Source organism: Aeromonas sp. QDB30 (assembly GCF_027707645.1).
GTDB classification, from domain to species: domain Bacteria; phylum Pseudomonadota; class Gammaproteobacteria; order Enterobacterales; family Aeromonadaceae; genus Aeromonas; species Aeromonas caviae.
The window spans coordinates 12,202-33,585 of sequence record NZ_JAPCIY010000047.1 but is presented as its reverse complement, the minus strand read 5'-3'; the positions used below and the strand labels follow the sequence as shown (position 1 = coordinate 33,585).

Below are 21,384 nucleotides of genomic sequence, written 5' to 3'. Positions count from 1 at the left end.
TGCGCGAGCAGCTATCACCCAGTAATGGGAATCCCCCTCCTGTGACGCGAAGCGCTAAGGTGGGGGAGGATGTCAATAGGCTATCTTATTCGCCATTTTGAACCTGGGCAGTGCTCGAAATCCTCACGTACTACAGTACGCTCCGGTTTCTGCGCGCTGTCCGTGTTCAAACTGCCTTCAACGATTACGCCTACTGGGATAGGTTCTAAGCCTCATAACGACAAACCCCGGGACTTGGCCGGGGTTTGTTTGCGAGCATTACACAGCTATCAGTGGAACTGATCTTCTTCGGTCGAGCCGGTCAGCGCGGTCACCGACGACTGGCCGCCCTGAATGACGGTGGTCACCTTGTCGAAGTAACCGGTACCCACTTCCTGCTGGTGCGCCACGAAGGTGTAGCCCCGCTCGGCGGCGGCGAATTCCGGCTGCTGCACCATCTCGACATAGTGCTTCATTCCCTCGCCACGGGCGTACTGGTAGGCCAGCTCGTACATGTGGAACCACATGTTGTGGATACCCGCCAGGGTGATGAACTGGTACTTGTAGCCCATGTCGGAGAGCTCCTGCTGGAAGCGGGCGATGGTGGCATCGTCCAGGTTCTTCTTCCAGTTGAAGCTCGGGGAGCAGTTGTAGGCCAGGATCTTGTCCGGGTACTGGGCCTTGATGGCCTCGGCAAATTTGCGCGCCTCGTCCAGATCGGGCTTGGCGGTCTCGCACCACACCATGTCGGCGTAAGGGGCGTAGGCCAGGCCGCGGGAGATGGCCTGCTCGATGCCGGCCTGCACCTTGTAGAAGCCCTCGCTGGTGCGCTCACCGGTCAGGAAGCCGGCATCGTAGGGATCGGCATCCGTGGTCAGCAGATCCGCTGCGTTGGCGTCGGTGCGGGCGATGACCAGGGTGGTGGTACCGCAGACATCTGCCGCGAGGCGGGCTGCGATAAGCTTTTGCACCGCTTCCTGGCTCGGGACCAGTACCTTGCCGCCCATGTGGCCGCATTTTTTCACGGACGCGAGCTGATCTTCGAAGTGTACGCCGGCGGCGCCCGCTTCAATCATCCCCTTCATCAGCTCGAAGGCGTTCAGCACGCCGCCGAAACCGGCTTCCGCATCCGCTACTATGGGCAGGAAATAGTCGATGAAGCCCTTGTCCTCTGGTCCAACTTTGTTGGCCCACTGGATCTGGTCGGCCCGGGCGAAGGAGTTGTTGATGCGCTCCACCACGGAGGGGACGGAGTTGGCCGGGTAGAGGGACTGATCCGGGTACATGGTGGAGGAGAGGTTGTTGTCCGCCGCCACCTGCCAGCCGGAGAGATAGATGGCTTCGATGCCGGCCTTGGCCTGCTGCACCGCCTGGCCGCCGGTCAGGGCGCCGAGGCAGTTTACATAGCCTTTCTTGGCGCCGCCGTGGATCAGCTCCCACAGTTTGTCGGCGCCGCGTTGGGCCAGAGTGTGTGTCGGCTGCAGGCTGCCACGCAGGTTCACCACGTCCTCGGCGCTGTAGCCGCGCTTGATCCCTTTCCAGCGGGGGTTTTCTGCCCAGTCTTTCTCGATAGCCTGGATCTGTTGCTCACGGGTCAGTGCCATATCAGTTCCCTCTTTCATTGATTTCACGTTTCCATTGACTTGTTATGGGGGCCGTTACCGGCCCGGGTCTCACAGCCGCTCGTAGCCGGGCAGCGTCAGAAAATCGATGAGTGTGTCGGCGCAGGTGATCTCGTCCATCAGGGCGCTTGCCTCGGCGAAACGGCCCGATTGCCAGCGGGCCTCGCCCACTTCGCCTCTGACCACCTCCTGCTCCTCGGCCAGCATCTGGCGGAACAGCGCCTTGGTCACTGCCTGACCGTTGGAGAGGGTCTTGCCGTGGCGGATCCACTGCCAGATGGAGGTGCGGGAGATCTCGGCGGTGGCGGCATCTTCCATCAGTCCGTAGATGGGCACGCAGCCATTGCCGTTGATCCAGGCTTCCAGGTATTGCAGGGCGACGCGGATATTGGTGCGCATGCCCGCCTCGGTGCGATCACCCTCACAGGGGGCCAGCAGGTCGGCGGCCGTGATGGGGGCATCCTGCTCGCGCAGCACGCCGATCTGGTTCTGGGCACCCACCGGAATGGTGGCGTTGAACACCGCCATGGCGGTATCGGCGAGGCCGGGGTGGGCGACCCAGGTGCCGTCGTGGCCGTTGTTCGCTTCACGCTCCTTGTCCGCCTTCACCTTGGCGAAGACTTCGGCGTTCACTGCCGGATCCTTGGCCGGGATAAAGGCGGCCATGCCCCCCATCGCCAGCGCGCCGCGTTTGTGGCAGGTCTTGATAAGGAGTTGCGAATAGGCAGAGAGGAACGGCTTGTCCATGGTCACCACCTGACGATCCGGCAGGACGCGATCCGGGTGGTTTTTCAAGGTCTTGATATAGCTGAAGATGTAGTCCCAGCGACCGCAGTTGAGGGCGACGATGTGATCCTTCATCTGATAGAGCAGCTCGTCCATCTCGAATACCGCCGGCAGGGTTTCGATGAGCACGGTGGCCTTGATGGTACCGCGGGGCAGACCGAATTTGTCCTCGGTCCAGGCGAACACCTCGCTCCACCAGCGCCCTTCCAGATGGCTCTGCAGCTTGGGTACGTAGAAGTAGGGACCGGAGCCCTTGGCCAGCAACGCCTTGTGGTTGTGCAGGAAATAGAGGGCGAAGTCGAACAGGCCGCCGGGAATGGGGGCACCATCAAAGGTGACGTGCTTCTCCGGCAGATGCAGACCGCGAACCCGGCAGATGAGCACGGCCGGGTTGGGATTCAGGGTATAGGCCTTCCCCTCCGGGCTCTGGTAGGCAATGGTGCCGTTGACCGCATCGCGCAGGTTGATCTGGCCCTCGATCACCTTGTTCCATGCCGGGGCCAGGGAGTCCTCGAAGTCGGCCATGAAGACCTTGACGTTGGCGTTGAGGGCATTGATCACCATTTTGCGCTCGACCGGGCCGGTGATCTCCACACGGCGGTCCTGCAGATCGGCGGGAATGCCGCGCACCGTCCACTCACCATCGCGAATATGGGCGGTCTCTGGCAGGAAGTCCGGCAACTCGCCGCCATCGATACGGGCCTGGCGTGCGACTCGCTGCTTCAGCAGCTCATTGCGTTGGGGAGCGAAACGTTCCACCAGTTCGGACACCAGGGCCACCGCATCCGGCGTCAGGATCTGCGCGTAATCGGGAAGCATCTCGCCTTGAATGTGCAGGCGGGTGCTGCTGATGGTCTGGGCCGGTGCCGACATAGTGGGTACTCCTCCAAAAGTTACATTTTGAATTTATTAACTACGACTAACGTCTATATCCCTTTCTTTCAAACTCCCCGTAACAGCGGGGTAACACGATTCATAAGGTGCAAAAGAATGGCGGATTCGTCAACTTGATTTTTAAAACGGGTGTTTTTTGATGATAGTTAAGATGCTGTTTTAAATGGATTTATGTGATTAGTGTAAAAGCTCTTTGCAGATGGTTATGCTCTTGGGTCGCCGGGGCGGCAGGGGGGAGGATTTCGGTAGAGGGGATGGGTTAAAAATGTAACTAATTACGTAATAAAATTACAAATGCAAAAACAAATCCCGACATTACTCCAAGCTTTGCAAAAACAGCTGTATGAAATGCCTTCGTTCAATCCAGCCTGCATGAGGGCTATGAAGTGACCGGGTAGTGAACTGGTGTTTAAAACTAAAATGTCAGATTGGGTCAAAATTGCGAAGGCGAACAGGAGAGAGGGAAATGACGAGCAATAACGTAGGTTTGTATCAAGGCGTGTCCATGAAGGAGAGGGAGGTTGGGCGCAGAAGATGGTCAATTAAACTGATTTTTGAAGAAAAACTAGCATTTTGTCGTTATTTGCGGTGGCGGTCTGTTGGCCGGGGTCAAGGGCGGTGCCGGACAGCAAAACCGGCGTCTTGAACCGCACTATGGCACGGGCTCGTCTCAGTAATCTTCATCCGGGGCGGCGAGATCGATCACATCGAGGTGCACTGAACTGCCAAACCCGTGCTCTGCGGAATCGAGCTCGGAGGGGGTGGGGGAGATCAGGGGCTGAACGGGCTGGGAGTCAACAGCTTGGGTCATGGATGCTTGCCTCATTGATTGCAAGCCGGTCGGTGATTCCATCACCCTAGTGTCCACCTCCCTGTTTTTATGGCCGGCGGAAAAGTTGCGTATCCTAGCGGCACTTTATGAAAGCTTCAAGTGGTTCTGTATAAAATTCATGCCAATAAAAAGTGGCGACCCGATGAACGGGGGAGGCGAGAGGAAAAAGAGGCAAGCGTCGGGCGTGCAGGCAAAAAAATAGCCCAGTCGTTTGACTGGGCTATTTTCGGGGAATATGGTCGGTGTGAGAGGATTCGAACCTCCGACCCTCTACACCCCATGCAGATGCGCTACCTGGCTGCGCTACACACCGACGGAGTCAGCTCGGCTGACGGGAAGGAAGTCTAATCGGATGATTTGGCGGGCGCAACTCCTTTTTTATCAGGGAGATGCCGACTGCTTCTTTATTGTTCAGCCAAGATGCAACTTGGGCCCTGGCCGGAGTTTTGGCATAATCGCCGCCCCCTTAGGCGGGCACAGGGTGGCGAACACCCGACTCGGGGCGTTCTTATGTCGCCGGGGCCTTTGGCCTCTCTTTCATTGACAGCATCTTCTGCCGTGGGCTACCGGCTACCGGCCAGCGCGAGGGGGAAGGGGCCCGGTGTGCCCAGGGCCGGGACGCAGCAATCCGGGAGTACGCGGCCGATGCCGTGCAGGGGCCAGGCAAGCCGACATCATATCGACGAGAGGATCAGGGCGTGAAACCATCTGAAGTTGCAGCACAGATCAGCCAGCGCGAGGAGGACGAACGCTGGATGCGCCATGCCATGGCCCTGGCAGCCAGGGCAGAGGGGATAGGCGAGATCCCGGTGGGCGCCGTGCTGGTGCTGGGGGACAAGGTAGTGGCAGAGGGGTGGAATCGCTCCATCAGCGAGCACGACGCCTGTGCCCATGCCGAGGTGATGGCGCTTCGGGAAGCGGGCAAGCAGCTTGAAAACTATCGCCTGCTCGACACCACCCTCTATGTGACGCTGGAGCCCTGCTGCATGTGTGCCGGCGCCCTCATCCACAGCCGGGTCAAGCGGGTGGTCTATGGTGCCCGGGATTTGAAGACGGGGGCGGCAGGGTCTGTGTTCGATATCCTGCTGGATCCCCGCCACAACCACCAGGTGGCACTGACGGGGGAGGTGCTCGCCGACGCCTGCTCGGCCCAGCTGTCGGATTTCTTCAAACGGCGCCGCGCCGAGAAGAAGGCGGCCAGACTCGCCGCGAAAGAGGCGCTTCCTCAAGATGACAGCGGGGCCTGATGGCCCCGTTTGCTTTTATTTCACTGCCAGACCGGCTGCCTGCTTCCCACCGAATATCAACTGCCACCCCTGCGATGAAGCCCGCGCTCTTTGCCGCTGTTGATGTAACAAAACTGTCATGCATCCACCATATAATTCCGCCAAGCCTAGCTCACATTGAGGTCTTGCATGTCATCGGAATCGTTAAATCTGGTCATGGCGGGCAGTCGAAAACGCCGGATCAAGGATAAATTGGCCAAATATGGCGTCACCACAGGGGGAGCCCTGGTGCTGGTGGCGCTGTTGCTCATCTTCTTCTACCTGCTTTATGTGGTGAAGCCCATCTTCAATGGCGCCAGCATAGAGAGCACCGCTTCCTTCACCCTGCCCATCAAGGGCAAGACCGCCTGGCTCGGGGTCGAGGAGCAAAACGAGATAGGTTACCGCTTCAGCGACCAGGGGAAGGTCAAATTCTTTGCCGTGCAACCGGATGGCAAGATCAAGACCGGACAGGTGATTGGCGAGGCACAGGTGAACGGCGAGATCACGGCGGTCGCGCCGCCTGCGCCGGGCCAGAAACTCATCGCCTATGGGTTTGCCGACGGCAAGGCTCAGGTGGTGCAACCCTATTTCAAGATCTCCTATCCCAATGACGTGCGCGTCATCGAGCCCAGCCTGCAATATCCCTTCGGCGAGACCCCCGTGGTGATCGATCCCCAGGGCAAGGCACTGACGCGCATGGTCTTCGAGGCGACCAAGGACAAGATGGCCACCGCGGCCGTGACCGAAGATGGTCGTGGTGTGCTGATGGTGATGAGCGGCGAGGAGAACTTCCTCTCCGGCGAAATCGAGTGGAGCAACCAGACCTACACCATTCCGTCTCTGCCACGCCATGTTGACCAGATGCTGCTGACCCCGAACCTGCGTCTGTTGTTCGTGCGCGAGGGCAACCGCCTGTCGGTCTATGACATCCACAACCTGAGCGACATCTCCCTGCGCAATGTCATGGAGATCAACGCCCCCAATGCCAGCGTGACTCAGGTGGCCCTGCTCTCCGGTGCGTCCTCCCTGCTGGTGGGCAACGACAACGGCGTCATCTCCCAGTGGTTCGAGGTGGCAAAGGATGGCAAGCGCCAGTTCACCCAGATCCGTGACTTCAAGGGTGACGCGCCGGTCGCCCTGCTGACTCCCGAGCACTTTCGCAAGGGCTTCATCAGCGCAGGCAGCGACGGAACCATCAACTTCTTCCATGCCACCGGCGAAGCCAAGCTGCTTGGCGAGAAGATTGACGGGGGCAACCTGGCTGCCGTTGCCATCTCTCCTCGTCACAACCTGCTGTTGACCCAGCAGGGGGATGACTTCAAGGTCTTTGACGTCGAGAACGATCACCCCGAGGTAACCTGGTCTGCCCTCTGGCAACAGGTGTGGTATGAAGGCTATCCCGAGCCCCAGTACGTGTGGCAGTCCACCTCCGCCAGCAACGACTTCGAAGCCAAGCTGAGCCTGGTGCCCCTGGTGTTCGGTACCTTGAAAGCCTCCTTCTATGCCATGGTGTTCGCGGTGCCCCTGGGTGTCGCCGGCGCCATCTATACCGCCTACTTCATGTCGGCGGGGCTGCGCAAATACGTCAAGCCGACGGTGGAGATCATGGCGGCGCTGCCGACCGTCATCCTCGGCTTCCTGGCGGGTCTGTGGCTCGCTCCCATCATCGAAGGGGCCCTGCCCGGGGTGATCCTGCTGCTGATCCTGCTGCCCATGGGCATGCTGCTCACCGCCCTGGTGTGGAACTATCTGCCGGAGCGCGGCCGCACCTGGCTGCCGGAAGGCTGGCACGCCATTCTGCTTATCCCTGTGCTGCTGTTCATCGGATGGGGCGCCTTCGCCTTGAGTCCCATCATCGAGAACGCCTTCATGCACGGTGATTCGCGCATCTGGCTGACCCACGACATGGGCATCAAGTTTGACCAGCGCAACTCACTGGTGGTCGGTATCGCCATGGGCTTTGCGGTCATCCCCACCATCTTCTCCATCGCCGAAGACGCGGTCTTCTCGGTGCCCAAGCACCTGACCCAGGGCTCGCTTGCGCTGGGGGCGACCCCGTGGCAGACCCTGAGCCGGGTGGTGATCCTCACCGCGAGTCCGGGCATCTTCTCGGCGGTGATGATGGGCCTTGGCCGCGCCGTGGGCGAGACCATGATCGTGCTGATGGCCACCGGCAACACCCCCATCATGGACTTTTCCATGTTCCAGGGGCTGCGGACCCTGGCGGCGAACATCGCGGTGGAGATGCCGGAATCGGAAGTGGGCAGCTCCCACTATCGGGTGCTCTTCCTCGCCGCCTTCGTGCTGTTTGTGTTCACCTTCTTGTTCAATACCCTGGCCGAATTCGTTCGCCAGCGGTTGCGTGAAAAGTACAGCTCTCTGTAAGGACTAAGGAATCGACAATGGGTAAGTGGTTTAAATCGGGGGCCCCCTGGATCTGGATGACGGGGGGCGCCGTCAGCCTGAGTCTGGTGGCCGTACTGGGTCTGTTGTTGCTGATTGGCTGGCGTGGTCTGGTCTATTTCTGGCCCCATCCCATCTATGAGTGGCAACTTGAAGATGCAAGCGGCAACAAGAGCGTCCTGATTGGCGAGATCAACGACCGGGAGCTGGTGCCGGTGGAGCGCCTGCGCGCCGCAGGCCAGGCGCTGGAAGGGGAGGATCGCGAAGAGATTACCCGTTATCTGGTCAAGACCGGCAACCGGGAGTTCGTGGACCTCGATTTTCGCTGGGTGCTGGAGACCGATATCAAATCGCGCACCCAGCCGGCGGAGCTCGCCATGGTGGAACGCGCCACCAACGGCAACTTCTATGGTTACATCACCTCGGTGAAGGAAGATGGCCAGGAGCTGACCACGGATCTGCATCCCGCCTTGCAGCGGGTGCTGGCCCGTGCCAACGGCCTCTCAAGCCAAGCCAACGACCTGCAAAAAGGGGCCATCGGCAGCATCAACTACCAACTGGAGCGCCTGCGCCTGAAAGAGCGCAAGGCCGAGCTGGATGACAAGCTGACCGATCAGCTTAAAGCCGAGCTGGCGAGCGAGCGTCAGGCGCTCAACGACCGTTACCAGGTGCTGGAGAAAGAGCTCTTCTCCCTGCGTACCCAGGCGGACAGAGACAGCATCACTGTCAAGGACATGCGCGGCGAGCTGGTGACCATGCCCATGTCCCGGGTGCTGGATGTGGTCTGGCCCAACGACATGAGCCTGATGGCCAAGGTGGGTCACTGGTTCCACCAGATTGGCAAGTTCGTCTCCGATGACCCCCGGGAGGCGAACACCGAGGGCGGCGTCTTCCCGGCCATCTTCGGCACCGTCTTCATGGTGATCCTGATGGCCATCATCGTGACCCCGCTCGGAGTGGTGGCGGCAGTCTACCTGCACGAGTACGCGGGCAAGAACAGCCTGACCAAAATCATCCGCATCGCGGTGATCAACCTGGCGGGGGTGCCCTCCATCGTCTACGGCGTGTTTGGTTTGGGCTTCTTCGTCTACACCCTGGGGGGCAGCATCGACCGCCTCTTCTACCCGGAAGCGCTGCCGAGCCCGACCTTCGGCTCCCCAGGTGTCATCTGGTCTGCTCTGACCCTGGCCATTCTGACCCTGCCGGTGGTGATCGTCTCCACCGAAGAGGGGCTGGCCCGGATCCCGAGCACCATTCGCCAGGGTTCGCTGGCGCTGGGTGCCACCCAGGCCGAGACCCTGTGGCGCATCGTGCTGCCCATGGCAAGCCCGGCCATCATGACCGGCCTTATCCTGGCCATCGCCCGTGCGGCGGGCGAGGTGGCGCCGCTGATGCTGGTGGGGGTGGTGAAGCTTGCTCCCACGTTGCCGATGGACGGCAACTTCCCGTACCTGCACGTGGAGCGCAAGTTCATGCACCTGGGCTTCCACATCTATGACGTGGGCTTCCAGAGCCCGAACGTCGAGGCGGCGCGTCCTCTGGTCTACGCCACCTCCTTCCTGCTGGTGACGGTGATCGTCGGCCTCAACCTGACGGCGATCGGTATTCGTAACCACCTGCGCGAGAAATTCCGGTCGCTGGAACATTAATCCAGCCATTACAGAGACGGGCAGGGGTCTTCCCTGCCAACCAGATATTCCGGCAGCGGGCAAGACGTTTGCCCGCTGCCACCAAGAGAATTTGAGGTAAACAGATGATCAACGTAACACCGAGTTCGGCCCCGCACACCGCCACCGACCTGCTCAAGCTGACCCCGGAGCAGACTGCGCTGGAGGTGAAGGATCTCAACCTGTACTACGGCAACAAGCAGGCGCTGTTCAACGTCAACATGAAGATCCCCAGGGGTCAGGTAACCGCCTTCATCGGCCCGTCCGGTTGCGGCAAGTCCACTTTGCTGCGCTGCATCAACCGGATGAACGATCTGGTGGAGATCTGCCGCATCGAGGGGGAGATCCAGCTGCACGGCCACAACATCTATGACAAGAGCGTGGATGTCTCCGCCCTTCGCCGCCAGGTGGGCATGGTGTTCCAGCGCCCCAACCCCTTCCCCAAGTCCATCTTCGAGAACGTGGTCTACGGCCTGCGCCTGCAGGGCATCAACGACCGCCGTACTCTGGACGAGGCCGCCGAGCGTTCCCTGCGCGGTGCCGCCCTGTGGGAGGAGGTGAAGGATCGTCTGCACGACAACGCCTTCGGCCTCTCCGGTGGTCAGCAGCAGCGTCTGGTGATTGCCCGTGCCATCGCCATCGAGCCGGAAGTGCTGCTGCTCGATGAACCGACCTCGGCGCTGGACCCCATCTCCACCCTCACCATCGAGGAGCTCATCAACGAGCTCAAGAGCCAGTTCACCGTGGTGATCGTGACCCACAACATGCAGCAGGCGGCGCGGGTCTCGGATCAGACCGCGTTCATGTACATGGGGGAACTCATCGAGTACTCGAATACCAACACTATCTTCACCACCCCGGCCAAGAAGAAGACCGAAGACTACATTACCGGTCGTTACGGCTAAGGGATGCCGGTGATTGAGATGAGCAAGATGAGCATCAACAAGCAGATTGGCAGTCAGTTCAACGGCTAAGGCATGTTGGTGCAACAAGGGTGATTGAGATGAACAAGATGGGCATCAACAAACAGATTGGCAGTCAGTTCAACGGCTAAGGCATAATCGGAGCAACAAGGATTACTGGTATGGACAATATGAACCTCAACAAACACATCTCCGGTCAGTTCAATGCCGAGCTTGAGAGCGTGCGCAATCAGGTACTGGTGATGGGGGGGCTGGTGGAGAAGCAACTCACCGACGCCATCGCCGCCATCCATGGCCAGGATCTGGATGCGGCGCGCAAGATCGTGGCCAACGACCACAAGGTCAACGCCATGGAAGTGGCGATCGACGAGGAGTGCACCCGCATCATCGCCAAGCGTCAGCCCACCGCGTCCGACCTGCGGCTGGTGATGGCCATCATCAAGACCATCACGGATCTGGAGCGGATCGGCGACGTGGCGGACAAGATTGCCCGCATGCTGACCGACAACGCCAACAAGCCCCAGCCACCGCTGGTGTCGCTGGAGAACATGGGGCGTCGCACCATCAAGATGCTCCACGACGTGCTCGACGCCTTCGCCCGCATGGATCTGGATGCCGCCCTGGCGGTCTACAAGGAAGATGACAAGGTGGATCGGGAGTACGAGTCCATCATCCGCGAGCTGATGACCTACATGATGGAAGATCCGCGCACCATCCCCCAGGTGCTGAACGTCTTGTGGGCGGCACGGGCCATCGAGCGGGTCGGTGATCGCTGCCAGCACATCTGCGAGTACATCGTCTACTACGTCAAGGGCAAGGATGTGCGTCACACCAAGGCCGATGACCTGAGCGATCTGCTGGGCAAGGGCTGATGGGGCTCCTTGGGTGGAGACTCCGTCGCGGCTGCACGACGGGAATCCAGCCTTGATTGAATAAAAAGGCGCTTTGAGCGCCTTTTTCATTGCATGGCACGGCAGTTCAAGATAACGCCACCCAGCGGGCGCTTTTCTGCTAGAATATGGCCCCTGTGTGAGTCCCGGATGGAGTCACGGTCCGGTTTCCCGGGCCCAGTTTGCCGTCTTGTGCTAAGGCGGCTGTAGCAATAGGTTAATCATGAGTTTTGCCGATAGTTTGTTCTTTCTGATGCTGCTGGTCGCCGGCAGCGTGTTCTTCTCACTCTCCGAGATCTCCCTTGCCGCCTCCCGCAAGATCAAGTTGCAGGTGATGGCCGACGAGGGCAACCGCCACGCCGAGAAGGTGCTGGCATTGCAGGCCCAGCCGGGCAACTTCTTTACCGTGGTGCAGATAGGCCTCAATACCGTCGCCATCCTCGGCGGTATCCTGGGGGAATCCGCCCTCAATCCCGCCATCAGAGAGCTGATTGCCGGCTTCTACCAGGGGCCCTGGCTCGGCCAGATTAGCTCTGCGGCCTCGTTCGTCTTCGTCACCGGCATGTTCATCCTGATAGCGGACCTGATGCCCAAGCGCCTCGCCATGACCATGCCCGAGCGGATCGCCGTGGTGGTGGTGCGTCCCATGATGCTGTGCGTCACCTTGCTGATGCCGCTGGTGTGGCTGTTCAACGGCATGGCCAACGGCCTGTTCCGGCTGATGCGCATCTCCATGGTGCGCAACGACGAGATCACCTCCGACGATATTTATGCGGTGATGGATGCAGGTGCCGAAGCCGGTGTCATCCAGCGCGAGGAGCACCAGCTCATTGAGAACGTGTTCGAGCTCCAGTCCTTGGGTGTCACTTCCGCCATGACGGCGCGCGAGAGCCTCATCTACTTCACCCTGCAAGAGGGGGAGGAGAGCATCAAGGCGAAGATCGCCGAGCACCCCCACAACAAGTTCCTGGTGTGCGACCACAACCTCGACAGCATCAAGGGGTTCGTGGATGCCAAGGAGCTGCTGATCCGCGTCATCAGCGGCCAGAGCATCGATCTCAACAGCGGCTCCCTGGTTCAGAACGTCATCATCATTCCCGACACCCTCAACCTCTACGAGGCAATGGAGTACTTCAAGAACCATCGTGGCGATTTTGCGGTGGTGATGAACGAATACGCCCTGGTGGTGGGCATTGTCACCATGAACGACCTGATGAGCACCGTCATGGGGGAGTGGGCCACCCACGTGGTGGAAGAGCAGATCGTCCAGCGGGACGAGAACTCCTGGCTGGTGGACGGGGTGACCCCCATCTCCGACGTGATGCGCGCCTTCGACATCGAGGAGTTCCCGGAAAACCAGAACTACGAGACCATCGCCGGTTTCATCATGTACATGCTGCGCAAGATCCCCAAGCGCACCGACTCGGTCAAATATGCCGGTTACAAGTTCGAAGTGGTGGACATCGACAGTTACAAGATTGACCAGTTGCTGGTCACCCGGGTAGAACCTGCGAGCAATGAGAAGCCCGCTCAGGAATCCTAAAGGAGTTCGTTAGCAATCATGAAGATGAAGACTCATTCCCGTGCGCTGGCCTGTGTGGCGCTCGCCCTAGCACTGGGTGCCTGCAGCCAGAGCGCACCGCGCAAGCCGGTGACGCCTGTCAAACCCGTTACCCCCGAGCCTGCCGTGGTGGTCCCGCAGCAGGATCCCGATGCGGTGGTGCAAAGCGCCGTGGCAGAGCCCAGCCCGGTGTTCGACGAGGAGTATCACGGCCCGGATCAAGGGTCGCTTGAATCGGTCACCGCCCTGTTTGCCCGGGGTTACATCGAATCCGCCATGCGCGAGACCATGCTGGCGGCGGTGCACAGCGACTATCCGCTGCTCGGCATGCGGGACGTGCGTCTCACCGACCCTGTTGCCAAGTTCCTCACCTCGGCCCAGGCACGCACCACGGCCCACGACTACCTCTATGCCGGGGTGCAGCGTCGGCTGGGCCGCCCCCTCAGCCCCGCCCAGTGGGAGCAGATCTGGCAGGGCTATCCCCAGCAGGGCCGGGTCTCCGACTGGGTCAAGCAGACCAAGCGGGTGCTGGCCGGGCGCTGAGCCCCTGGTTATCGGCGGCTATGCCCGCCTTGATCCCCTGTTTCACAAGAGGCCACCCCCCGGGGTGGCCTCTTGTCGTTTCAGTGCCTGCCCAGGTGATGCCTGTGCCGGGGAGATCTCCCTTTGCCGCCATCATCCTGAGCTTGCCCGGATTTGTTCGTAGCCCCCGATTGCCTCTTGTTCTACTTTGGGTCATGATATTTGGGATTTCTAGCCGTCTAGATGTTTTGATGGCTTAATGTGGTTTCACACAATAAACACCCGTCATGGCGGGGAGACGCAGAGAGACAGAGATGGACAAGCAGGATTTGTGGGTACTCGATGGCGGTATGGGCCGTGAACTGGCGCGGCGTGGTGCGCCGTTCCGTCAACCGGAGTGGTCGGCGCTGGCGTTGATGGAAGCGCCCGAGACGGTGCGCGAGGTACACCAGGCCTATGCGACGAGCGGTGCCCGGGTGATTACTACCAACAGCTATGCCCTGGTGCCCTTCCACATCGGCGAGGCGCGCTTTGCCGCCCAAGGGGAGGCACTTGCAGCTCTGGCCGGGCAACTGGCCCGAGACGTGGCCGACGAGCAGGGGGGAGCCGTCAAGGTGGCCGGCTCCTTGCCGCCGCTCTTTGGCTCCTATCGTGCGGACCTCTATCAGGCCGAGCGGGTGAGCGAGCTGGCGACACCGCTTATCCGTGCCCTGTCACCCCATGTGGATCTCTGGCTGGCGGAGACCATGAGCCTCATCGCCGAGCCCCTGGCCCTCAAGGCCCTGCTGCCCGAGGACGGCAAGCCGTTCTGGGTCTCCTTTACTCTGGAAGACGAAGCGCCGGGCAGCGAGCCCACCCTGCGCTCCGGCGAGCGGGTGGCGGATGCCGTGACCGCGTTGGCGTCGGCCGGGGTGGATGCCATCCTGTTCAACTGCTGCCAGCCCGAGGTGATTGAAGGGGCGCTCAAGGTGGCCGTCGCCGCGTTGCAGGTTCAGGGGCGCACCGACGTTCGCCTCGGCGCCTATGCCAACGCCTTCCCGCCCCAGCCCAAGGAGGCGAGGCGACTGCCAATGACGGTCTGGACGAGATCCGCGGCGATCTGGGGCCGCTGGATTACCTCGGCTGGGCCGAGCGCTGGCGCAGAGCCGGGGCAAACCTCATCGGCGGCTGCTGCGGCATCGGTCCGGAACACATCGAGGCGCTGGCCAGCCGGCTGCGTTAAGGAGCGCCCATGAAAGAGAGCAAGATCGGGCTCTGGTCCCTCACTGCGCTGGTGTTCAGCTCCATGGTGGGGGCCGGCATCTTCAGCCTGCCCCAGAACATGGCCGATGTGGCGGGCGCCCGCGCCGTGCTGATCGGCTGGGCCGTCACCGGGGTCGGCATACTGGCGCTGGCCATGAGCTTCCTTTACCTGTCGCGGCTCAAACCCGAGCTCGACGGCGGCATCTACAGCTATGCCCGAGCCGGCTTTGGCGAGCTGGTGGGGTTCTTCTCCGCCTGGGGATACTGGCTCTGTGCCACCATCGGCGTGGTGGGGTATCTGGTGATCGCCTTCGCGGCGCTGGGCAGCTTCGTCGACACGCCGGAGCGGGTCTGGTTTGGCGAGGGCAACACATTGGCAGCTTTTGTCGGCGAGTCCTGCATCCTCTGGGCGGTGCACCTGCTGGTGGCCCGAGGCGTGCAGCAGGCGGCCCTGTTCAATCTGGTGGCGACCCTGGCCAAGAGCCTGCCGCTGCTGCTGTTCATCCTGTTCGCCTGCTACTGGTTCGATCCGGTCACCTTTGCGGCGGATCAGGAGGGCAGCACCCTGGCGGTACCGGTCTCCGAGCAGGTGCGCAACACCATGCTCATCACCCTCTGGGTCTTCACCGGCATCGAAGGGGCAGCGGTGCTCTCGGCCCGGGCGAGAAACAAGCGGGACGTGGGCACCGCCACCGTGCTCGGCGTGGTGCTGGCGCTGCTGCTCTATGTGCTCATCTCGGTGCTGGCGCTCGGAATATTGAGCCGCCCGGAGCTTGCGGCCCTGCCCAATCCCTCCATGGCGGGATTGATGGCCCAGATGACGGGTTCCTGGGGCAAGCTGCTCATCAGCGCCGGCCTCATCGTGTCGGTGCTCGCCTCCTACGTGAGCTGGACCCTCTTCTCGGCCGAGGTGCCGTTCAGCGCGGCGCGTCACGGGGCCTTCCCGGCCATCTTCCGGCGCGAGAACCGCAACGGCACCCCCATCGCCTCGCTCTGGCTCACCAGCCTGACCGTGCAGGGCTGCTTGCTGCTGGTATGGCTGCTTGGCAAGGGGTATACCAACCTGCTGCTCATCTCCACCTCCATGATCCTGGTGCCCTACCTGCTCATCGGCCTCTTCCTGCTCAAGCTGGTCTTCAGTGGCAAGGGGGGGCAGGGCCGCGGCCTGATGCGGGTGGTGGCGCTGGTGTCGAGCGGTTATGGTTTCTGGCTGCTCTACGCCGCCGGGGTGGAGTACCTGCTGCTGTCGCTTCTGCTCTACGGGCCGGGTCTGCTGCTGTTTCTCTACAGCCGTCGCCAGCTCGGCGCCGAACAGCGGCTCAGCGGGCGCGAACGGCTGCTGGCCGGGGTGACGCTGCTGAGCCTGATCCCCGCCGTCTGGTCCTTCGTTCACGTCTGACCCGGGGGTTGTCCCTGTCATGAAAAAGAGCGCCCCTGGGCGCTCTTTTTTATCCTGGTCGGTGGGTCAACCGCTGGTGGGGCCCGCCGGTTTGCCAAACAGCACGGCGAGCTTTTGCCGCCATGGGAGGCCCCGGGCCTCTTGCAGCATGTCGCGCCACTCGTGGAAGGTGAGTGTGAGGGGGTTGAAGCTGTGAATTGGCTTGGTGATGCCGAAACGGCACGGCTCGCCCAAGTCTTCTTCCACGAAGGTGCCAAACAGCCGGTCCCAGATGATGAGCACGCCGGCGAAGTTGCGATCGATGTATCTGGCATTGCTGGCGTGGTGCACCCTGTGGTGGGACGGGGTGTTGAAGATCCATTCAAGTTTGCCCAGCTTGCCCACCACCTGGGTGTGGACGAAGAACTGAAAACCCAGGCTCAAGAGCACGGTGGCCACCACCGCCTCGGGGGGGAAGCCGATGAGGATCATGGGGATCCAGAACAGCCACATGCCGGAGACCGGGTACATCAGGCTCTGGCGAAAGGCGGTGGAGAGGTTGAGCCGCTCCGAGCTGTGGTGCACCACGTGGGAGGCCCAGAGCCAGCGCACATGGTGGCTCGCGAAGTGGAACAGCCAGTAGCAGAGATCCTGCAACAGAAAGAGCAGCAAGAGGCTCCAGAGGTTCAGCTCGATATCGAATAATCGCCAGCCCCAGAGGGTGTCATAGAAATAGGCGATGGCAATGGCGGCCAGGGCATCGCCCCCCTGATGCATCAGTGCCAGGGTGGCATTGGCGAAGAGATCCTTCCACTGGTAGCCCGCCGTGGGATAGGCGGCGCCGTGTTTTCGCAGGTAGAGCATCTCCCAGCCGATGAAAACCAGAAAGAGGGGCGAGAGGTAGAGCAGGAGCAGTTGCACATCCATGTGAGCCATCCGGTTGGACCAGTTGGATGTCAGCATACCGGATGAATTTAAAATTTCATTAACATCCTTGCTCGTTGGCGTGGTGACAACCCGATGGCAAAAGGCTGCGAAAAGGAATGCGCCAGGGAGATGATCTGGGGGGTGAAGAAGGCAAGCATAGAAGAGGGAGCCATGGGCTCCCTCTTCGTGTTGGTGCATCGCGGGTTATAGCACCTGGCTCAGGAACTGGCGCAGGCGCGGGGAGGGTGGATTGTCGAAGAAGTCGGCGGGTTTCTCGTCCACCAGCAGCTCGCCGCTCTCCATGAAGAGCACCCTGTCCGCCACTTCCCGGGCAAAGCCCATCTCGTGAGTCACCACCACCATGGTCATCCCTTCGCGGGCCAACCCCTTCATGACGTCCAGCACCTCTCCCACCATTTCGGGGTCGAGGGCGCTGGTGGGCTCGTCAAACAGCATGATGCGCGGCTGCATGGCGAGCGCCCGGGCGATGGCCACCCGCTGCTGCTGGCCGCCGGAGAGCTGGGAGGGGTAGCTCTGGGCCTTGTTGGAGAGACCGACCTTGAGCAGCAGGGCCTTGGCTCGCTCCTCTGCCTCCTGGCGAGAGAGCCCTCTCACCTTCTGAGGGGCCAGGGTGATGTTGTCCAGCACCGTCAGGTGAGGGAAGAGGTTGAAGGACTGGAACACCATGCCCACCTCTTCCCGCAGCTTGTTGACATCCCCGGGTTCGGTGAGGCTGATGCCGTCGACCACGATATTGCCATCGTTGATGGTCTCCAGCTGGTTGAGGGTGCGCAGGAAGGTGGACTTGCCCGAGCCGCTCGGCCCCACGATCACCACCACTTCCCCTTCGGCCACCTGGGTGCTGACGTTTTTCAGGGCGTGCACCTCAGTGCCGTAGAACTTCTCTACACCGGTCGCCTTGATGATGGGATCAGTTGCAGCGCGCATAGTTCACCTCCAGACGACGCACCGGGAAGGGACAGGGAGTGCCGGTGATGGCAGAACGTTTCGACACCGATGGCGCCTTGATAACGGGATCAGTTGCTGCGCGCATATTTCACCTCCAGACGACGCACCAGGAAGGAGAGAGTGCCGGTCAGCACCAGATAGAGCAGGGCCACGGTGAACCACACCTCGAACGGGCTGAAGGTGGAGCTGACCACTTCGCGCCCCGCCTTGGTGAGATCGGTGATGGAGATGACGGAGACCAGAGAGGAGTCCTTGATGAGGTTGATGAACTGACCCGCGAGCGGTGGCAGCACCCGTTTGAAGGCCTGGGGCAGGATGACGTAGCGCATGGTCTGGGCCGAGGTCATGCCAAGGCTTCTGCCCGCTTCCATCTGCCCCTTGTGAATGGAGCTGATGCCGGCGCGCACGATCTCCGCCACGTAGGCGCCGGTGAAGACCGCGAGCGCCGCCACACCAGCGGTGAATCGGTCGAGGTTCAGCACGGTGCCGATAAAGAAATAGACGATGAAGATCTGCACCAGCAACGGGGTGCCACGGATGAGCTCCACATAGGTCACGGCCAGGTTGCGCAGGGCCGGATTGGGGGAGAGGCGGGCGAGCCCGGCCAGGGTGCCAAGCAGGATGGCGAAGATGCCCGCCACCAGGGAGAGCTTGACCGTGACCCAGACGCCCCAGGCGATGGGGCCGGCGGTCCAGCTCAGTTGCACATCCAGGGTATCGCCGAGGAAGACGGTATCCCCTTCAGCCAGCTGGGAGCCCTTGGGTGCGATGGCCTGACGGCGGCTGGGGTCGAGATCGTCTTGCAGGAAGAGCTGTCCCTTGTCCGCGACCACGGTGCCGTCAAACTCGGCATAGTGTTTCTGTTCTGCCTGATAGGCGATGTACTGGGGAATGCGTTCCCAGCGCCAGGTGTAATCCACTGCCTGCACGGCCTTGTAGATGCCGAAAATGGCGGCCAGCACCAGCAGCAGGAAGATCCCGTGCCAGAGCAGCTGATTGGGCTGTTTTTCCATCTGTCTTGTGAGTTTGGGGTTGATCACTGTCACAACCTCTTTTGTCGTTATCGTGTGGGGAGTCTGCGTGAAGGGGCGGCATGCCGCCCCTTTGAGAGGTTATTTGAGCTGGTTCAGCCAGGCGGTGGATTCAAACCACTTCTTGTAGAGACGGTCGTAGCTGCCGTCGCCCTTGATCTGGCGCAGGTAGTTGTTGAACCAGTTGAGGGTGTCCTGATCTCCCTTGCGGATGGCCCAGGCCAGCGGCTCGAAGGTGAACGGCTTGTCGAGGTGTACCACGGCGCCCTGGTTCTGGGACGCGAAAATGGCGTTGTAGGGCAGGTCGTAGACGAAGGCATCCACCTTGCCGTTGATCACTTCCAGCTTGGCGTCATCCTGGGTTTCAAACTGCAGCAGGGTGGCTTTGGGGATCATGCGCTTGACCGCTTGCTCGCCGGTGGTGCCGAGTTTGACCGCGATCTTGTATTTGGGATCGTTGAGGTCCTGGAAGGATTTGATTTCGCCCGCCTTGTCCTTGCGAAGCACGATGGTCTGGCCGACGACGATGTAGGGATCGGCAAAGTTCACGCGCAGGTTGCGCTGGGGAGTGACGGTCATGCCGCCCATGATGACGTCGAACTTGTCGGTCAAGAGCGCGGGGATGATGCCGTCCCAGGCGGTGTTGACGAACTCCACCTTCACGCCCATCTCCTTGGCGACCATCTTGGCGAGATCCACGTCAAAGCCGATGTACTGGCCCTGCTTGTTGGTCATCTCGAAGGGTTGATAGCCGGCATCGAAGCCGACCCGCAGCACACCGCGCTCCAGCACGGCATCCAGGGTGGAAGTGGGCGCGGCGTTGGCCAGCCCGCACAGCAGCAGGGTAGAGAGAATGAGTTTTTTGATCATAAATGACGTCTCTGTCGTAAATGTGGTCGGCCTTGAACCTGCTCCCGTGCGACTCCATGGCACAAGAGACTGCTGCATCCGGCAGCAGGCAAGACAGGATTATTGTCTTGGTCGGGGCAAAAGCCCCATATGAGATTCTATGAATGGTTCGTTGGATGAAAAATGTACCAAAACCTGTTTTTGCCAGAAGACTCAATAAGTTATGGAGACTTTTATCCCTCGTGGTGACTCATAAAACCACATGAAAACAACATATCTATCTAATGGCGCCGGTTCAAGTGCAAAATATCCGGCGGCCGTCTCGGTGGAAAATCCGGGCACAGACAGGGCGTTGTCCGGCACGCTTCAAGGGGAGTAGGGCGTGCGAGCTGGGCAAATATTTTTGCCCGGCCCATAGGCTCCCTCTGTGTCTTGTCATGGGCTTCCCATATACTCAGCCATCCCCATTGGAAGGTTCGGGAATGGACGCCTCAATTCGGCTCAATCTGGACGTATTTACCCTGATGTTGATGGCCCTCGGGGGCTACAGCCTGGGATTCATCACCCTTTCCATCATCTGGTGGACCCACAGGGAAATACCCGGTCTCGGGCTCTGGTGGTGGTCCAGCCTCTGTGCCCTGGCGGCGCAATCGCTCTTCTTCATGCAGGCATTTGCCCCCCATATCGCGGGGATCTGGCTGGCCAACCTGCTCATCACCTTCTGCCTCGCCCTGATGCCACTCGCCATCCAGCGCTTCTTCGGGGAGCCGCCAAACTGGCGGGCCTTCACCCTCTTCATGCTGGTCTATCTGCTGATCCTCTGCTGGAGCGTCATCTTCAACGACAAGATGGCCCCCCGGGTGCTGCTGGCCTGCCTGAGCTACATGATGGTGGGGGCGGTGATTGTCTGGCTCATCTGGCGCCATGGCTACCCTGACTATCTGCCTGCGGTGCTGGTGTTCACCGTGGTCAACATCCTGCTCTACGGTTTCAATCTGGTGCGCATGGGGGCCCTGCTCGGCGGCGAGGTGCGGGTCCTGATGGATCAGCATGCGGTCAATGTGCTCCCCTTCCTCTCCATGCTGATGGGCAACTATCTGTCGACCTTCGGGGTGCTGCTGCTCTGTACCCAGTACCGGGCCCTGGCCCTGCGTCGACAGGCCAGCCAGGATCCCCTGACCGGCCTCCTGAACCGGCGCGGCTTCATGGATCACTGCGTGACGATGGCAAGGCAGGGGGCGCTGGTGGTGCTGGATCTCGACGACTTCAAGCAGATCAACGATCGCCACGGTCACGAGACCGGGGACAGGGTGCTGGAGGCGGTGGGTCGCTATCTTGCCGGCCAGCGGGATCTGGTGGCCAGCCGCTTCGGCGGGGAAGAGTTTGTGCTGCTGTTGCCCGAGCGGGACCCCCTGGCCCAGCAGGCGCGCTGCGAGCAGATCCGCCAGGGGATAGAAACGCTGGGGCTGAAGGGGGTCCGGGTGACGGCCAGCCTGGGGTGGGCGCCCAGCGCCCGTGAATGGCACTTTGACACCCTGTTCAGCCAGGCAGATCGCGCTCTCTATCAGGCCAAGCGGGAGGGCAAGAACCGGATCTGTCAGGGGGCCTGATCCCCCGTCAGATCATGCCCGGCCGGTGGCC

General features: G+C 61.0%; 17 protein-coding genes, 1 tRNA gene and 1 pseudogene. 10 read left to right on the top strand and 9 right to left on the bottom strand.

Features of this window, described 5'->3' with window-relative positions:
- Positions 1–269: 269 nt before the first annotated feature.
- The 4 genes from aceA to PG896_RS14210 form a co-directional block, all read right to left on the bottom strand.
- Positions 270–1,583, bottom strand: coding sequence for an isocitrate lyase (aceA, locus tag PG896_RS14225; protein WP_010675271.1), 1,314 nt, complete (start codon positions 1,581–1,583; stop codon positions 270–272).
- A 69-nt stretch (positions 1,584–1,652) separates the two neighbouring features.
- Positions 1,653–3,260 carry a malate synthase A gene (gene aceB / locus PG896_RS14220; protein WP_160838641.1) on the bottom strand — a complete coding sequence of 536 codons (1,608 nt, stop codon included), beginning with the start codon at positions 3,258–3,260 and terminating at the stop codon, positions 1,653–1,655.
- A 691-nt stretch (positions 3,261–3,951) separates the two neighbouring features.
- The gene (locus PG896_RS14215; RefSeq protein WP_010675269.1) at positions 3,952–4,092 is read right to left on the bottom strand and encodes a hypothetical protein; all 141 of its coding nucleotides are present in this window, start codon (positions 4,090–4,092) and stop codon (positions 3,952–3,954) included.
- A gap of 257 nt (positions 4,093–4,349) precedes the next feature.
- Positions 4,350–4,426, bottom strand: a tRNA-Pro gene (locus tag PG896_RS14210).
- A 385-nt stretch (positions 4,427–4,811) separates the two neighbouring features.
- Here PG896_RS14210 and tadA point away from each other — a divergent pair.
- From tadA to PG896_RS14165, 9 genes and pseudogenes are all read left to right on the top strand, one after another.
- Positions 4,812–5,360: a tRNA adenosine(34) deaminase TadA gene (tadA, locus tag PG896_RS14205; protein ID WP_257710307.1), complete on the top strand. Its 549-nt coding sequence runs from the start codon at positions 4,812–4,814 to the stop codon at positions 5,358–5,360.
- A gap of 168 nt (positions 5,361–5,528) precedes the next feature.
- Positions 5,529–7,766 carry an ABC transporter permease subunit gene (locus tag PG896_RS14200; RefSeq protein ID WP_257710306.1) on the top strand — a complete coding sequence of 746 codons (2,238 nt, stop codon included), beginning with the start codon at positions 5,529–5,531 and terminating at the stop codon, positions 7,764–7,766.
- A gap of 17 nt (positions 7,767–7,783) precedes the next feature.
- Positions 7,784–9,433, top strand: a complete 1,650-nt coding sequence (gene pstA, locus PG896_RS14195; RefSeq protein ID WP_042017560.1) for a phosphate ABC transporter permease PstA — start codon at positions 7,784–7,786, stop codon at positions 9,431–9,433.
- 104 nt (positions 9,434–9,537) lie between these two features.
- A complete protein-coding gene (pstB, locus tag PG896_RS14190) occupies positions 9,538–10,356 on the top strand; it encodes a phosphate ABC transporter ATP-binding protein PstB (RefSeq protein ID WP_257710305.1) in 819 nt (272 codons plus the stop codon).
- Positions 10,357–10,535: 179 nt separating this feature from the next.
- Positions 10,536–11,246 (top strand): phosphate signaling complex protein PhoU, encoded by a 711-nt coding sequence (phoU, locus tag PG896_RS14185; RefSeq protein ID WP_029314752.1) that lies wholly within the window; start codon positions 10,536–10,538, stop codon positions 11,244–11,246.
- A gap of 241 nt (positions 11,247–11,487) precedes the next feature.
- On the top strand, positions 11,488–12,807 hold the full coding sequence (locus PG896_RS14180) for a hemolysin family protein (RefSeq protein WP_041213150.1): 1,320 nt from the start codon (positions 11,488–11,490) through the stop codon (positions 12,805–12,807).
- Positions 12,808–12,825: 18 nt separating this feature from the next.
- Entirely contained in the window at positions 12,826–13,368 is a 543-nt protein-coding gene (locus tag PG896_RS14175) for a hypothetical protein (protein WP_270835828.1), read from the top strand.
- 293 nt (positions 13,369–13,661) lie between these two features.
- Positions 13,662–14,569 (top strand): annotated as a pseudogene (locus PG896_RS14170) (homocysteine S-methyltransferase family protein).
- A 9-nt stretch (positions 14,570–14,578) separates the two neighbouring features.
- Positions 14,579–15,988, top strand: a complete 1,410-nt coding sequence (locus PG896_RS14165) for a basic amino acid/polyamine antiporter (protein WP_042864109.1) — start codon at positions 14,579–14,581, stop codon at positions 15,986–15,988.
- A 66-nt stretch (positions 15,989–16,054) separates the two neighbouring features.
- Here PG896_RS14165 and PG896_RS14160 read toward each other — a convergent pair whose 3' ends face one another.
- The 5 genes from PG896_RS14160 to PG896_RS14140 form a co-directional block, all read right to left on the bottom strand.
- Positions 16,055–16,894, bottom strand: coding sequence for a sterol desaturase family protein (locus PG896_RS14160; protein ID WP_202007421.1), 840 nt, complete (start codon positions 16,892–16,894; stop codon positions 16,055–16,057).
- Between the two features lie 204 nt (positions 16,895–17,098).
- Complete coding sequence (locus PG896_RS14155) at positions 17,099–17,842, bottom strand: amino acid ABC transporter ATP-binding protein (protein WP_010675257.1); 744 nt, start codon at positions 17,840–17,842, stop codon at positions 17,099–17,101.
- Positions 17,826–17,948, bottom strand: coding sequence for a hypothetical protein (locus PG896_RS14150; protein ID WP_257692682.1), 123 nt, complete (start codon positions 17,946–17,948; stop codon positions 17,826–17,828). Before PG896_RS14150 ends, PG896_RS14155 begins: the two co-directional genes overlap by 17 nt.
- Entirely contained in the window at positions 17,932–18,876 is a 945-nt protein-coding gene (locus PG896_RS14145; protein WP_041201654.1) for an amino acid ABC transporter permease, read from the bottom strand. Before PG896_RS14145 ends, PG896_RS14150 begins: the two co-directional genes overlap by 17 nt.
- A gap of 99 nt (positions 18,877–18,975) precedes the next feature.
- Positions 18,976–19,764, bottom strand: coding sequence for a transporter substrate-binding domain-containing protein (locus PG896_RS14140; protein WP_010675255.1), 789 nt, complete (start codon positions 19,762–19,764; stop codon positions 18,976–18,978).
- Between the two features lie 461 nt (positions 19,765–20,225).
- On the opposite strand from PG896_RS14140, the gene PG896_RS14135 reads away from it, so the two are divergent.
- A complete protein-coding gene (locus PG896_RS14135) occupies positions 20,226–21,353 on the top strand; it encodes a GGDEF domain-containing protein (RefSeq protein ID WP_270835827.1) in 1,128 nt (375 codons plus the stop codon).
- Positions 21,354–21,384: the final 31 nt, after the last annotated feature.

Bases quoted from the DNA above. Each gene is read 5' to 3' on its own strand.
- PG896_RS14150 (WP_257692682.1), bottom strand. From the start codon at position 17,948: ATGCGCGCAGCAACTGATCCCGTTATCAAGGCGCCATCGGTGTCGAAA.
- PG896_RS14215 (WP_010675269.1), bottom strand. From the start codon at position 4,092: ATGACCCAAGCTGTTGACTCCCAGCCCGTTCAGCCCCTGATCTCCCCC.
- pstA (WP_042017560.1), top strand. From the start codon at position 7,784: ATGGGTAAGTGGTTTAAATCGGGGGCCCCCTGGATCTGGATGACGGGG.
- PG896_RS14175 (WP_270835828.1), top strand. From the start codon at position 12,826: ATGAAGATGAAGACTCATTCCCGTGCGCTGGCCTGTGTGGCGCTCGCC.
- PG896_RS14145 (WP_041201654.1), bottom strand. From the start codon at position 18,876: ATGGAAAAACAGCCCAATCAGCTGCTCTGGCACGGGATCTTCCTGCTG.
- PG896_RS14200 (WP_257710306.1), top strand. From the start codon at position 5,529: ATGTCATCGGAATCGTTAAATCTGGTCATGGCGGGCAGTCGAAAACGC.
- aceA (WP_010675271.1), bottom strand. From the start codon at position 1,583: ATGGCACTGACCCGTGAGCAACAGATCCAGGCTATCGAGAAAGACTGG.
- PG896_RS14140 (WP_010675255.1), bottom strand. From the start codon at position 19,764: ATGATCAAAAAACTCATTCTCTCTACCCTGCTGCTGTGCGGGCTGGCC.
- PG896_RS14165 (WP_042864109.1), top strand. From the start codon at position 14,579: ATGAAAGAGAGCAAGATCGGGCTCTGGTCCCTCACTGCGCTGGTGTTC.
- PG896_RS14160 (WP_202007421.1), bottom strand. From the start codon at position 16,894: ATGGATGTGCAACTGCTCCTGCTCTACCTCTCGCCCCTCTTTCTGGTT.
- aceB (WP_160838641.1), bottom strand. From the start codon at position 3,260: ATGTCGGCACCGGCCCAGACCATCAGCAGCACCCGCCTGCACATTCAA.
- PG896_RS14155 (WP_010675257.1), bottom strand. From the start codon at position 17,842: ATGCGCGCTGCAACTGATCCCATCATCAAGGCGACCGGTGTAGAGAAG.
- PG896_RS14180 (WP_041213150.1), top strand. From the start codon at position 11,488: ATGAGTTTTGCCGATAGTTTGTTCTTTCTGATGCTGCTGGTCGCCGGC.
- pstB (WP_257710305.1), top strand. From the start codon at position 9,538: ATGATCAACGTAACACCGAGTTCGGCCCCGCACACCGCCACCGACCTG.
- PG896_RS14135 (WP_270835827.1), top strand. From the start codon at position 20,226: ATGGACGCCTCAATTCGGCTCAATCTGGACGTATTTACCCTGATGTTG.
- phoU (WP_029314752.1), top strand. From the start codon at position 10,536: ATGGACAATATGAACCTCAACAAACACATCTCCGGTCAGTTCAATGCC.